The organism is Pseudogemmobacter bohemicus, from assembly GCF_003290025.1.
Lineage (GTDB): Bacteria > Pseudomonadota > Alphaproteobacteria > Rhodobacterales > Rhodobacteraceae > Pseudogemmobacter > Pseudogemmobacter bohemicus.
In genome coordinates this window covers 228781-241797 of record NZ_QNHG01000005.1, presented here as the reverse complement: position 1 = coordinate 241797, position 13017 = coordinate 228781, and the positions used below count along the sequence as shown (strand labels likewise).

11 protein-coding genes and 1 pseudogene are annotated in these 13017 nt (G+C 58.3%); 10 read left to right on the top strand and 2 right to left on the bottom strand.

Annotated features, from left to right (window positions below; all coding sequences use genetic code 11):
* The first annotated feature begins 46 nt into the window (after positions 1-46).
* Entirely contained in the window at positions 47-1537 is a 1491-nt protein-coding gene (locus tag DRF71_RS23550) for a SulP family inorganic anion transporter (RefSeq protein ID WP_112312958.1), read from the top strand.
* A 17-nt stretch (positions 1538-1554) separates the two neighbouring features.
* Here the strand turns inward: DRF71_RS23550 and DRF71_RS23545 are convergent, their stop codons facing one another.
* Positions 1555-2250: a sulfite exporter TauE/SafE family protein gene (locus DRF71_RS23545; RefSeq protein WP_232831666.1), complete on the bottom strand. Its 696-nt coding sequence runs from the start codon at positions 2248-2250 to the stop codon at positions 1555-1557.
* Positions 2251-2322: 72 nt separating this feature from the next.
* Complete coding sequence (locus DRF71_RS23540) at positions 2323-3084, bottom strand: polyamine aminopropyltransferase (RefSeq protein ID WP_198672341.1); 762 nt, start codon at positions 3082-3084, stop codon at positions 2323-2325.
* Positions 3085-3786: 702 nt separating this feature from the next.
* Between DRF71_RS23540 and DRF71_RS28265 the strand changes: the two genes are divergently transcribed.
* From DRF71_RS28265 to DRF71_RS23500, 9 genes and pseudogenes are all read left to right on the top strand, one after another.
* A complete protein-coding gene (locus tag DRF71_RS28265; protein WP_198672340.1) occupies positions 3787-3951 on the top strand; it encodes a hypothetical protein in 165 nt (54 codons plus the stop codon).
* 221 nt (positions 3952-4172) lie between these two features.
* Positions 4173-4658, top strand: coding sequence for a DUF6878 family protein (locus DRF71_RS23535; RefSeq protein WP_112312956.1), 486 nt, complete (start codon positions 4173-4175; stop codon positions 4656-4658).
* Positions 4659-4669: 11 nt separating this feature from the next.
* Positions 4670-5029, top strand: a pseudogene (locus DRF71_RS23530) (DUF6915 family protein); the annotation flags it as partial.
* A 283-nt stretch (positions 5030-5312) separates the two neighbouring features.
* Positions 5313-5750: a hypothetical protein gene (locus DRF71_RS23525; RefSeq protein ID WP_112312955.1), complete on the top strand. Its 438-nt coding sequence runs from the start codon at positions 5313-5315 to the stop codon at positions 5748-5750.
* Positions 5747-6604 (top strand): DUF7007 domain-containing protein, encoded by an 858-nt coding sequence (locus DRF71_RS23520; protein ID WP_112312954.1) that lies wholly within the window; start codon positions 5747-5749, stop codon positions 6602-6604. The genes DRF71_RS23525 and DRF71_RS23520 overlap by 4 nt, the downstream gene beginning before the upstream one ends.
* Positions 6605-6731: 127 nt before the next feature.
* Positions 6732-7295, top strand: a complete 564-nt coding sequence (locus DRF71_RS23515; protein WP_112312953.1) for a hypothetical protein — start codon at positions 6732-6734, stop codon at positions 7293-7295.
* Between the two features lie 531 nt (positions 7296-7826).
* Positions 7827-10952, top strand: a complete 3126-nt coding sequence (locus tag DRF71_RS23510; RefSeq protein ID WP_112312952.1) for a P-loop NTPase — start codon at positions 7827-7829, stop codon at positions 10950-10952.
* Between the two features lie 56 nt (positions 10953-11008).
* Positions 11009-11790, top strand: a protein-coding gene (locus DRF71_RS23505) for an IS5 family transposase (RefSeq protein WP_112310186.1) whose coding sequence is annotated in 2 segments (ribosomal slippage) — positions 11009-11351 and positions 11351-11790 — 783 coding nt in all. Because the reading frame shifts where the segments join, the coding sequence is not laid out codon by codon here.
* A 325-nt stretch (positions 11791-12115) separates the two neighbouring features.
* Positions 12116-12934, top strand: a complete 819-nt coding sequence (locus DRF71_RS23500; protein WP_112312951.1) for a hypothetical protein — start codon at positions 12116-12118, stop codon at positions 12932-12934.
* Positions 12935-13017 lie beyond the last annotated feature (83 nt).

The window sequence follows — 13017 nt, the reverse complement described above, 5'->3', positions numbered from 1 at the left end:
ATAGCTTTGAGAAGCCGGCTTCCGTGGGCCGGTCAGGACATTCCGCATGATTTCTCTCGCTGCCTACCGCCAGCAATGGTTTGGCAACATCCGCCCCGATCTGCTGTCCGGCCTTGTGGTGGCCCTGGCCCTGATCCCCGAGGCGATTGCCTTTTCGATCATCGCGGGCGTCGATCCGAAAGTCGGGCTTTACGCCAGCTTTTCCATTGCCCTCATCACGGCGATTGCCGGTGGGCGGCCCGGCATGATCTCGGCCGCGACCGCCGCGACAGCGGTTCTGATGGTGACGTTGGTCAAGGAACATGGGCTGCAATATCTGCTGGCCGCGACCGTTCTGGCGGGGCTTTTGCAGATCGGCATGGGCCTGCTGAAGCTGGGCTTTGTTATGCGCTATGTGTCGAAATCGGTGATGACCGGCTTTGTCAACGCCTTGGCGATCCTGATCTTTCTGGCGCAGCTGCCGGAACTGGACCCGACAAAGGTGCCGATGCTGACCTATCCGCTCGTCGCGCTTGGTCTGGCGATCATCTACCTCTTCCCGCGCCTGACCACCGCCATTCCCTCGCCTCTGGTCACCATCATCGTGCTGACGGCGCTGGTGCTGGCGCTGGATCTTGATGTGCGCAATGTCGGCGATATGGGCGCGCTGCCCGACACGCTGCCGGTCTTCCTGCTGCCCGATGTGCCGCTGAACCTTGAGACGCTGGGGATCATCTTCCCCTATGCGCTGGCGGTCGCTGTCGTGGGCCTGCTGGAAAGCCTGATGACCGCGAACCTGATCGATGAGATCACCGACACGAAATCCGACCGCAATCAGGAATGCATCGGTCAAGGTTTGGCGAATTTCGGCACCGGCTTCATCGGCGGCATGGCCGGATGCGCGATGATCGGGCAGAGCATGATCAACGTCAAATCCGGCGGGCGCGGGCGGCTGTCCTGCGGCTTTGCCGGGGTGATGCTGCTGACCTTCTGCGTCAGCCTTGGCGATTGGGTCAGCCTGATCCCGATGCCGGCGCTGGTGGCGATCATGGTGATGGTTTCGATCGGGACGTTTTCATGGGCGTCGCTTGGCAATCTGCGCACGCATCCCCGATCAAGCTCGGTGGTGATGCTGGCCACGGTGGCGGCGGTGATCTGGACCCACAACCTCGCCATTGGCGTCGGGGTGGGCGTGCTGCTCTCGGGCCTGTTCTTCGCCGCCAAGATCGCGCAGTTGTTCAGGGTAACCGTCAGCAATGATGGCGACACGCGCAGCTATCGCATAGAAGGACAGCTCTTCTATGGCTCGGTCGAGGATTTCAGCGGCGCTTTCGATTACCATAACGTGCCGCAGCGCGTGCTGATCGACGTCACCGATGCGCATATCTGGGACATTTCCTCGGTGCAGGCACTGGACGCCGTCGTGATGAAGCTCCGCGCCGCTGGTGCAACGGTCGAAGTCAGCGGGATGAATGCGGCCTCGGCCACCATTGTTGACCGCCTTTCGGCGCGGGAACGTGATATTGCGGCGGAGCTTATTATGCCGCGGGACGCGTGAGCCCTTGGGGCGCACCGCTACCAGATCAGCTTGACTCCTGATGCGAACAGCAGGACCGAGAGGATGCCACGCAGCCAACGATCCGACAGGAAGCGGCTGCCGACCCAGGCTCCGACCAACCCACCAATTGCGACTGCACAGAGCCAGTCGGGCATGGATGACGGCATCTGGTCCCAGGCGGCATAGGCGCCAATCAGCGCTGCGGCCGAGTTCAGAAGGTTGTACACGGCCGTGGTCGCCGCTGTCTGGCGTGCAGTGGCCCAGTTCATGCCCAGAATGACGGGGGCCAGGAATACGCCGCCGCCCGTTCCCGTTGTTCCCGACACAAAACCAATGACGGCCCCGGTCACGAGTGCTGCCATGAAGGGCGGCGTGACCGGGGATTCCGTGCCGGGTGGTCTGGCGATAACGGCTGATCGGGCCATCTGCAGCGCAGACAGGATCAGAACGGCCCCGACTACCGGGAAATAGAGGGTTTCCGGCAGATGGATGGCACCCCCCAGCATCGCGAAGGGGAACCCGAGGATGGCAAAGGGCCAGACATTGCGCCACGACAACCGGCCATTTCGAAGAAAAAGGGCCGTGCCGATTGCCGCGACGAGGAGGTTCAGCGAAAGCGCCGTCGTCTTCATGGCGAGCGGTTCAAAGCCCGCCACGCCCATGATCGCGACATAACCGGAAGCGCCCGCTTGCCCGACCGCCGCATAGACCAGAGCGACCGCCAGAAATGCGACCGCAAGCAGAAATGCTTCACTGTCCAGGGCAATGCTCCGAGTTGACTTAGGTCAGCTTATGTCCGGTCCTGTCGGTTGGGCCAAGACCAGAGCGGGCGGAATATGGCCCGCGACCGCCAACCCAGGCGATACTCGCTCACCTTGGAACTGCCGCGCCAGATAGATATGGTGGAAGGCATCCACCCGCCCGCCGGGCAATTGCACGTCCTCGCGCTGCCAGTCCCAGCCAAGTTCGTTGAGCCTGTCTTCGAAGGCTTCGGAGATTTCTGCGGACCAGAAGGCGGCAATCCCGCCCGGTCGCAGCGCCTCCTGTACAGCGTTCAGACCGGTTTGTCCGTATAGGCGCTGATTGTTATCGCGGACCAGGAAATCCGGCCCATTGTCGGTATCCATCAGGATCACATCGAAGCCCGGGCCGCTTTCGGAAAGCAGGTCCATGACATCCATGACCCTCAGGTCCACGCGCGGATCACGCAGCGGATGATCGGCCAGCGGGGCCAGAACCCCGCGATTCCATTCGGCAATCGCCGGGATCAGCTCGCAGACTGTGACCTGCGCATCGGGGGGCGAGAGATCGAGCGCCGTCCGCAGGGTAAACCCCATCCCGAGCCCGCCAATCAGCAGGCGGGGACGATGCGCGCCGCCAAGCCGCCGCAGGCTGCGTTCGGCCAGCACAGCTTCGGAGCGCCACATGATGTTGGACATCAACTCGATGCCGTTGAAGCGGATCTCGTATATGTCGCTGCGCTTGCGCAGCAGGATTTCGTCGCCCGCCTCTGTCGAGGCGCGGGCCAGTTCAGTCCAGAGTGTCATGACAAATCCCTCGGCCCCTTCAGGGTGCCGGTCTGATGTGTTGCAGGGGAATGGTCTGGGGTTGCCCGGCGGTCAGCGCATGCTCAGCGCACGGGCAACCCGGACACATGGCGTGCCCTGGTCCCGATCAGCAGCGGGAAAAGCGCTGCGCTGGATTTGCTGCCAATATGATCACTCATGACCGCTCTTGTGCCTGATCAACCCCCCCGGAGCAATGCCAGGGGTGAATTGCGAGTCTGAGCTAAATGCTGGCTGGCTGTTCTCGGACCCGTATCCCCGGGTATCGCCGTGGTGGTCTTCTCCGATGCCTTTGTGAGCGGCATGGCTCTATGCTTGGAGCCGACGGTCGTGAGCGGCTCCGCCAAAATATTCATCTTCAATTTGCGGTCCGGATTTCACCGGCTTCAACACGACGAAGAACGGGCCCATCTTGCTCCGACGCCGGCGGCAGCGGAGGCATCCCGTCACGGGATCAGGCCCCTGTCAGAGCCAAAGCCCCATCCCCGCTTCCATTCGCAAACCTTGGTCTGATCCGTCTCTTTGGAATCAACCCACAAGGGGTCGGCTTGATGCTTTGCGTGCCGCCCTCGGGGATTCGGAAAGAGTCCGAACGCCCGAGGGTGATTGCAGATCCGGTCAGACACTTCGGGCGCCTGTCGAGCGGGGGATGGTCCCTCGTCTCCAAAGACAGGAGCCAGTCCCATGTCCAAGAAGGATGCCACCGCTTTCGCCGCCAGCCTCGCCGCTTCGCTGATGGTCGTGATCGTCGTGTTTCAGGCCGGCGATGGCAGCCATGCCGCCATGCCCGCCGATGAATACGATGGCGATGAGAGCCTCAACGCCATCGAGATCGACCCCTTCGGCTGAGGCGCGCAAGCGCCTCACCCCCTTCGGGCGGCCCTCGCGCGGTGGGCCGCGCCGTCCACCGGGGTCGCGCGATCACCCGCCCGTGGCGCGCGCCGCGCAGCGGAGCCGGGATGAACCCGGCAGGGGAGAGGTCGAGGAAGGATCCGGGAAGGGCGAGCCTTCCGGTCCCAGAGAGAGCGCCGGTCGGCTTCATCCGTCCCATTGCTCTCAGGAGAAATCCCATGTCCCAAGACATCGCAGCCTCCCCGGAAACCAGTCTGGCGGCCGTCATGGCACAGTTTGATGCCTCGCAATTGGCGCATCAGACGCTCAACACCACCGCAATGGCACAGAATAAGGAGGCCCTGTTCGCGGCCATGCGCGCTGCCGGGATCACCGAGATCATCGTCACCTTCGATGGTGCCGGCGACAGCGGGCAGGTCGAAGACATCGACGCCCGCTGCGGCGATACCGCGGTGCCGATGCCGGACACGGAAATCACGCTCGCACAGGTCAGCTGGGGCGTCACCGAGATTGCGACCAACACCATGTCGCTCTCCGAGGCCGTCGAGTCCTTGGCCTATGACCTCCTGTCGGACAGCCATGGTGGCTGGGAGAACTGCGACGGCGCGTTCGGCGAGTTCCATTTCGACGCCGAGGCCGCGACGATCCTGCTCGATTACAATGAGCGGTTCACCTCGTCCGAGCAATTCAACCACAGCTTCTGAGGGCGGGGAACATGGCACATCCCTATCATCACGCCCTGTCCTCCGTGAAAAAGTGGGGCGGCGTGGTCGAGGATTACATCGAGCTGCATTCCTGGTTTGATGCCTCGAAACTGATCCTTGCTGACTTCCGGCACCGAGCTTTGCGCCACCATGCCGAAGGTATCTTCCTGCTGGAAACCGTGTTCGGCAAGACGCTGACTCTCTCCTCCGGCCGTGTGATCCCGACCCGTTGGGTGGGAGAGCAGCATGTCCGCGAGGATCTCGGCCACATCCCGAGCTTTGCTGACTGGGCGCGGTCGATCCGCCCCGAACCCTGGATGGGGCGCACCCCAAAGATCGAGGCCGAGATTGAGCCGTTGCCAGCTGCGCCGGACCCGGCACCTGATCCATTTTATCCCCTTCTCGGCCTGACAGCTGATGCCGCAGCGTTCACAGTTCTGCGCGCCGCGGCCCGTGCCTTCCATCCCACTATCCGCAAGGATCCCGGTCTCAGGCTCGCCCGGCGGCGGTTCTACCGCCAGATGCTGGCCGCCCATGCGGCCGCCGCGCCGCAAGGTTCTCCCAGATCCCCGGGCACCTGATCGCCTCTTCCACCCCAATCCCAACTAGTCCCGGCCTCGCGCCGGGTTTTCCATTTCTGACAAGGAGCCTGTCATGGCCGACTACTTCACCCACTTTTCCTGCCTGCTTGATGCGGGATCGCCTGAGAATGCCGCCAAGGCGATGGCGCTGTTCCACCGCCTGCGCGCCGAAGAGGCAGACGCCGATGAGCCAGCGTTCAACGGCTTCGATCTTGCCCAGCAGGACGGGCCGAGCGGCTCGCACCTCTGGATCCATGATGACGATCAGGGCGATGTCGAGGGCGTCATCAACTTCGTGCTGCGCCTTGCCGAAGACCTGAATCTCACCGGCCTCTGGGGGTTCGACTTCGCTCACACCTGTTCTCGGCCCAGGGTCGAGGCTTTCGGGGGAGGTGCGCATGTCATTGATCTCGGTGCCCGCAAGAGCATCGGCTGGATCAGCACGCATGAATGGCTGAACGCCGTGCTGAATGGCCAAGACATCGACGCCGTGGAGGCGGTCACAGGATGAACACCACAGTTTCGATCACATCCGCCTCCCCCTCCCGGCCGCTCCTCGTGGTCGAGTTTGGCCGCAGCGCCGACGGCCTGCTGGTCGCACGTGTCGGTGACACTGCCTTTGCCATGGTCCCGACCCGGCAAGGGCAGTATTTCCTGGCGACAGGCTGGCGGCTTTCTCGCCCGCTCGACACTTGGCGACGTGGTGACTTCTACGGTCATTCCGGCGATGTGGCCGACGAGACCGCTTTCCGGGCGCTGGTTGCGGAGAACGCAGAACACCAGCGTGAACGCGCGGCACTCGGGCGGCGTGAAGTTGGCTCTCGGGCCGGCACGCCTTGGGGCGTGTCGCAGGGCGCGACGATCTATGGTGAAGGTGTGCTCTGCCATTCCACCGCCGGGCACGGTGGGTTCAAGCTTGCGCCAGAGCAGAATGCCCGTGTGCACAAGCAGCTGCGGTCCTCGTCGGGGTTCTACGAGGAAGACGCCGAATGGGCAGCGGTTGCGCAGGCGCTGCCGGAACTGTTCACAGCCTATGAACGCCGCCTGTCCGATGAGACACTGCGCAATCACTGTCCGGACGCCTGGGAGGCCATACATGGCCGCTCCCTTCAGCCCGGCGAATCCCGGGAGCGGGATCGTCTGCTTTTCGAGCGTCAGCACGCTGCGGACTGGATTGTGATCTCGGCGGTCAGTTCGGATCGCGTTCCCGGTTTCGTGGAAACGACGGCTACGCCGGGAGCGAAGCGTGGTCAGGGCGTCGAGCGCCGCGGCTTCCTTATCCCGTCGGCCGAGTATGAACCCGGTCTGTTCGGGTTTGTTGTCGATCCCGCGCGGCATCAAGTTCTGACCGCTGGCGATGATTGAGTCTCGTTTCCGATGATCCCGGCCGCGCGTGCCTGGTGCGCGGCCGGGAGGGAGAGGTGGGGCGGGGTAACGCGACGGGTCTTGAGGTGGGAGAGAGGCTTCCGCTGCCCGTCGTGGAGAGCCCGCGATGTCCTATTCTGGCTCAACTGCAGGGTTCCTGTCCGCCGGGCAGGTGCTGATCAGCCAGACCCTTGCACAGCTTCGACTGGCGCAGCGCACCCCTCTGACTGTCACCTGTTCCGGTGAGGCGCGCTATCTCGTTCCGGATCTCGAGCAGTGGGCGTTCGAGCGCAGCGTCTCCCTCGGCACCTGTGACAGCCTGGTGGGCGCGATGATGCAGGTGTCAACGCGCCTTGGAAGCGGCGACATTGCCTGTGGCGATGATCCCGCGCTCGGCTTCACGCCGCAGCTGATCGTGGTGGTTGATTCCGATCAGGGGTTGGTGCTCGCCGGCGAAGTCTCAAACCGGCAGGTGACCTGGTGCCAGCCCGTCGCCAGCGATTCTGAAGCGCGGGCGGTGGTCACCTTGGCCTGCAGCCAGCGCGTTGAAGCGCAGCATTTCGCCGATCTGGGCAAACACGCCGAAGCCATTGCTTTGCGCCGGCAAGCGACCGCAACCGAAGGGCGCCTGGTCGATCCGTTCTGGCGTGATGCCGCGCAATTGGCATTTCTGCAGCGGAGGGCCGCGTGATGCGTCGATCATCGAGATCACGGTCTATCGCTTCGATGAGCTGCCGGAGTCCGGCAAAGACAATGCCCTCAGCTTCGCGGGCGGATCTGCTGCTTCATGTGCTTGTAGCCCCGCCTCCAGCGAGTGCGCTTAGACCGCCCAAAGGGCGGAAAGCCGTCTGGCGGCAGTGCAGCATGGCACCAGCAGCAAACTCGAGAAAGCGGCCATTTGAGCGCGAGGCAGCGATCCCTTTGCCCCCCTGACCCGTGTCGGGCGGAAAGCCGCCTGAAAGGGCGTCAGGCGTGATCGAGCACGTTTGACGCAGCGCTGCCGGGGATGCCGGGGATGCCGTTGCATCTCTCTCAGCGCGCCAAAACACAACTAGGTGCGAGGGAGGGACTGTTGACAGGAGAATTCATGACAGGGCGAAGGCCAGTTGAGTTTGAGAGAATGTTCAGGTTAGATTCATTCACCGCTGATGTAACTGGATTCTGCCATGAGTTTTCTCTCAGAATGACCGACAAGCTTCGCCCTTTCGACTAGAGGATCAGAATGACCGCATCAGGTAAGTCGAAGATGAGATTAAACCTTCCTCACGTCTTGTCAGAAGCGGTGAAAGAAGGGCGTGCGGTAATCGTTTTTGGTGCTGGAGCATCGATGGAATGCCGGAGCTCCGATGGGGGGCGCCCGCCAAGCGCCGACGAACTACGAGATCATCTGGCCTCGAAGTTCCTTGGGACGAATAATGAAAAACGGGATCTCGCAACAGTTGCCGAAATGGCCATCAACGCTGGAACCGGAGAGCCACAGGTTTTTGACGAAGTTGCACGCCAGTTTAAAGATTTTGCGACCTCAAAAGCGCACGAAAGGTTAGCTGACTTCCGGTGGCGGGGCCTAGCAACAACGAACTACGATAGATTTATTGAGCAAGGGTACGACGTAAACTCAACTGCACTCCAGACTTGTGTTCCATTTGTGAAGAATGATGAACCCTATGAGGATCGGCTTAGGGATGAAAGAAACCCCGTCCCCCTTCTTAAGCTTCATGGATGCTTGGATCACCGCCTGGATCGCGATGTACCGCTTGTGCTTTCGAATGAGCACTATTCAACTTATGAGAAAGGGCGCGACCTCTTGTTCAATCGCCTACGTGATTGGGCGCAGTCTTCCGTACTAATATTTATCGGCTACCGTCTAGCTGACCCTCATATCCGAGATCTTATCTACAAGATCGATCCAGCCCGCCGTCCACGCTGGTACATAGTTTCTCCAGGCGGAGATGAGCATGATGTCAGGTTCTGGGATAAGAAGGGGGTCGAAGTAATTTCGACAACCTTCTCTGGATTTATGGACGCATTGGACTATTGCGTTCCACAACTTTTTCGCGCTCTCGCGCCCCCCGTTAATTCTGGGAGCCGACCCTACCTGAAGCATCTCAAAAACGGCCATCCATCTGATCAGCTCGTTGAAGCCCTTGATCGAGACTTCGACTATATTCATGCAGCAATGCCATTTGATGAGGTATCGGCTGAAGGCTTCTATTCCGGATACGACCATGGTTGGTCGGGAATCATTCGTAAGTATGATTTTGCGCGGAAGCTTGGTGAAGACTTGCTATACGCTGCGGTGGATGTTGGTCCTGAGAGTGCTGCAGTGAGGATGTTTGTCCTAGAGGGCGCAGCTGGCTCAGGCAAGACTATCGCACTTCGCAGGGCTGCATTCGATGCAGCAACAGCGCTGGATCAGTTTGTTCTATGGCTCAAGCCTAATGGAATATTGAGGGCCGAGATTATCGAAGAGCTTTGGTCTCTTAGTGGACTACGCCTTTTTATTTTTGTTGATCACGTTTCGCTTCATGCGGAAGAACTTGAACGAGCACTGCAGTCCTTAAAGAGAAAAAACGTTCAGGTAACAGTTATCGTGTCCGAACGCGAGGCAGAGTGGGCAGCCTACTGCGGTGGTCTTGATGCATTCCTGCCAACCACATCTACGCTAAGAAGGCTAAGCGAGCGTGAAGTAGAGAACTTAGTTGATCTTCTGGCAAGACACCGATGCCTTGGGCAGCTGACAAACCTAAGTAGAACTGAGCAGATTGAAGCCTTTCTGAGTCAAGACCGCGCTGACCGGCAACTCCTTGTTGCTCTCCATGAACTCACGCAGGGTAAACCCTTCGAGCAGATCATTCTTGATGAGTTCAACAGAGTTCTAGGAGACGCCGCGAGGAGTTTGTATCTTGATATTGCCACGATGCATCAGTTCGGAGTAACGGCGCGAGCAGGGGCTATTTCAAGAATCAGCGGCATCCGTTTTGAAGACTTTAAATCAGACTTTATCAAGCCGCTCACGGACATTGTTCGCGTAACCGACGATCGTTTTACTGGAGATCAAGGATACGAAACTCGGCATTCACACGTTGCAGAAATCGTATTCCGCGCCGTTTGCGAGACCGACGAGGCTCGTTCAGTACAGCTTTCTAGAATAGTAGGGGGGCTGGATCCTGGGTATTCATCAGACAGACGAGTACTGGAAAACATATGCAAGGGGCGGAATATCGCGAAGAGTTTCTCCAGTATCGAGCACGCAAGAGAGATTTTTGAAATTGCCACGGCCGCACTTCCAGAGAGCGCTTTTCTATTCCAGCAGGCAGCGATCCTTGAAATGCATCATGGGAAGGGTTCTCTGGATGCCGCGGAGGAATTGGCTCAGACCGCTCGGGCAATAGATCAAAGCAACCACATATATGTACATACGCTTGCGGAGGTTTCACGCCGCAAGGCAAATGTGGCAGTATCCCAGGTAAGAGCCGAACAGCTTAGAGCGCAATCGCGCAGATTTCTTAACGAGATCACGATTAACGACCCCAGAAAATCGCTAACTTTTTGCAATCTTCTTATCGATGAAGTAATCGATCTTCTGCGCGCGATTCCTGAAGATCCCAAAGAATATATGATTATAGAGTTCGATAGGAAGGTCGCTGAAGCGAAGGAGCGCTTAGATAAGGCGCGTCGCGATTTTCCCGGAGAAGCAGAGTTTCCATCTGCGGAGGGGAGATTGTGGCAGCGCCTCGGCGACGAGGGCAGGGCAAAGCGTGTTCTGCAACAAGCCACGTCTCTGAAGTCGCAGAATGCTGGTGTTTTTCTGCGCCTTGCCCAAGTTCAAGCAGCTGGTGGAGAGGTCGCAATCTCCATCGATACGCTCCGATCTGGCCTGCAACGGTTTACATCAGATAAACAACTTCATCTAGCTCTGGCTATGAGGCTTGTCGAATACAACCGAACAACTTCGCCTGAGATTGAAGGTCACTTCGGTGCCAGTTACGGCGTCGGGGATCATGCAATTGATGCTAGGTTCTTCCATGCTTGCTATCTTTTCTGGGCTGGAAAAATCGAAGAATGTCGGAGCCTGTTCGATGAGGTCAGCGCCCGTTCGGGCGGAGACTATCGTAAACGACCCAACCCGGAAGAAGGCATTATTGATCAATTCATCGCGCAGCAAACTGGTTCGATAGCGTCGGTTCGGGATGATTACTTCTTTATTCAGTCAGGATGCTATCCAAGGCAGATCTTTGCCCACATGAGTGCACTGAACGGGATCGACATATCAGAGCTTTCCTCTGGAAGGCAGGTCAGGTTCCTGGTTCGCTTCAATCGTAGAGGGCCTGTCGCTAGGTCGTGTTGACAAAAGGGATTCCGCTGGCATTCGTCCTATGATTCAAGCTCATCTCTACGTGGGAGATGAACTTGGCACGCAACCTGATATCCGACGACGAGTGGACCTTCTTCGAGGGCTTCATTCGTGCCGTCCGGCACCCTAACGGGCGGAAACCTGCGGACCATCGTCTTGTTCTCGATGGAGTTTTCTGGATCGCAAGGACTGGTGCGCCATGGCGTGATCTGCCCGAAGAGTTTGGCAAGTGGTCCTCGGTCTACCGTCAGTTCCGCCGGTGGACTTTGGCGGGACTGTGGGAGGATATCCTGGATGCGCTGAACCACGCTGGGATCGCGCCAGACAAGCTCCAGATGGTCGACAGCACTGTGATCCGCGCTCATCATCATGCTGCGGGCGCAAAAGGGGGACTCCGAAAGAGGCTCTTGGCCGTTCGAGAGGTGGCTTCTCGACCAAGATCCATCTCCGCGTCAATGGCGCAGGCCTCCCGATGAGGACTGAGATCACGCCGGGGCAGGTTTCCGACTACACCGGCTATGATCTGGTGATGGCCGACAACCTGCCGCAGCCAGCAGTTCTGGTCGCCGACAGGGGCTATGACTCTGATAAAATTCGGGAAGACATCGAGAACCGCAACGCCCTGCCCATGATACCGATGCGAAAGAACCGAAGGGTGCGCAAGGCTGTCGACATGACCATCTACACCCTGCGCAACATGGTCGAGCGCTGCTTCAACAAGCTGAAAAACAGCCGTCGGTTGGCAACCCGCTACGACAAAACCGCAGACAGTTTCCTCGGCTTCGTAGACGTTGCCTGCATCAGGCTATGGCTTCGCCATTTGTCAACATGACCTAGTTCAGTCATTATAAGCTAACTTATGAAGGGGAGGTGACCAAGCACCGCCATGACCTGCGGCTCCGCGGAGCGGCAGCTTCGTAGATTGCGGCCACGCAACATCGATTTGGACTCATCGGCACCTGACCTGTCGCGGGCATTGAAGCGACTGATAGGCATCAGACCTCCCGGCTGCTGTGCCGCAGCATGTTGATCAGAGCCTTTATTTGCCGATGCTGGGCCTCAATCAAACGTCAGATTTTTATATTACTCTGTTTGCAGCGTTCGCCCGATATGCTTACAATCAAAGCTACTGGCGGTTTTCGAACGGGGCTTGATGCATGATGATTAACTACGACAATTTTGAAACTTGGCAGAAATCTTTCGACGAAGCTATGGTTCGCCTATTGGGTGAGAAAGCCGTTACCGATCTATCATCATCGACTTTTGAATATATAGAGGATGCGGGCGACTTCGTAGTTAGCCACTCGGACATCGAAACCATATCAAGGGAAATTCAGAACTGGCTTCTAGGGCATAAATTTTGTGCTTTCCATGGCACGAGATTGTTACCCGAAGAAATCTTATCTATTCAACAGAAGGGGCTGCGCCCTTTAGCGGCCTCTGACAGAGAGGCACGCCTCAGAGAGATTCTCAGCTGCCATCCAAATTGGCATTCTGTAGAGAACAGACTCCTTGAAGTAATCGAGGATGTTGGCCCAAAGGAGAAGCAAGGTGGAAGGGAGGGGCAGATCCATTTTAGTCTGTCCAGATCGGGACTCGTTAATGACTTCGACCACTATTTAATGTACGGTTCTGAGTTTGATCAGCATGTTGCGTATCGGCTGTTTGGTGACAAATCGGGCCTTAAGTTTCTTAACTTAAAGACCGCCCCAGTTCTCGTTCATGTCTTGTTCAGTGGTGAGCAGCTCATTCAAGGAGCCCATCCATATTTTAGCTATTCCGATGTTGTCGGCATGGGTGAGACCCCTGGGCTTGCGCGCACCTTCCTTAATACATGGGCATTCAAAGTATCAAACCCGAACTTTGATATCGAAACACTGCGAACTGACTGCTGTATGATGGAGCGGGTCGCTACACTACCCGAGCGAGTTATCATTATCGAAAAACTTGACGACTTGGCTGCACATGCAGTGTGAGCATTGACAAATGTCGGACATCGCTCGAACAATCTAACTGGTGCAAGTCGTTGTCTTTCTTTTGGTTGCGAGGATTAGAACGT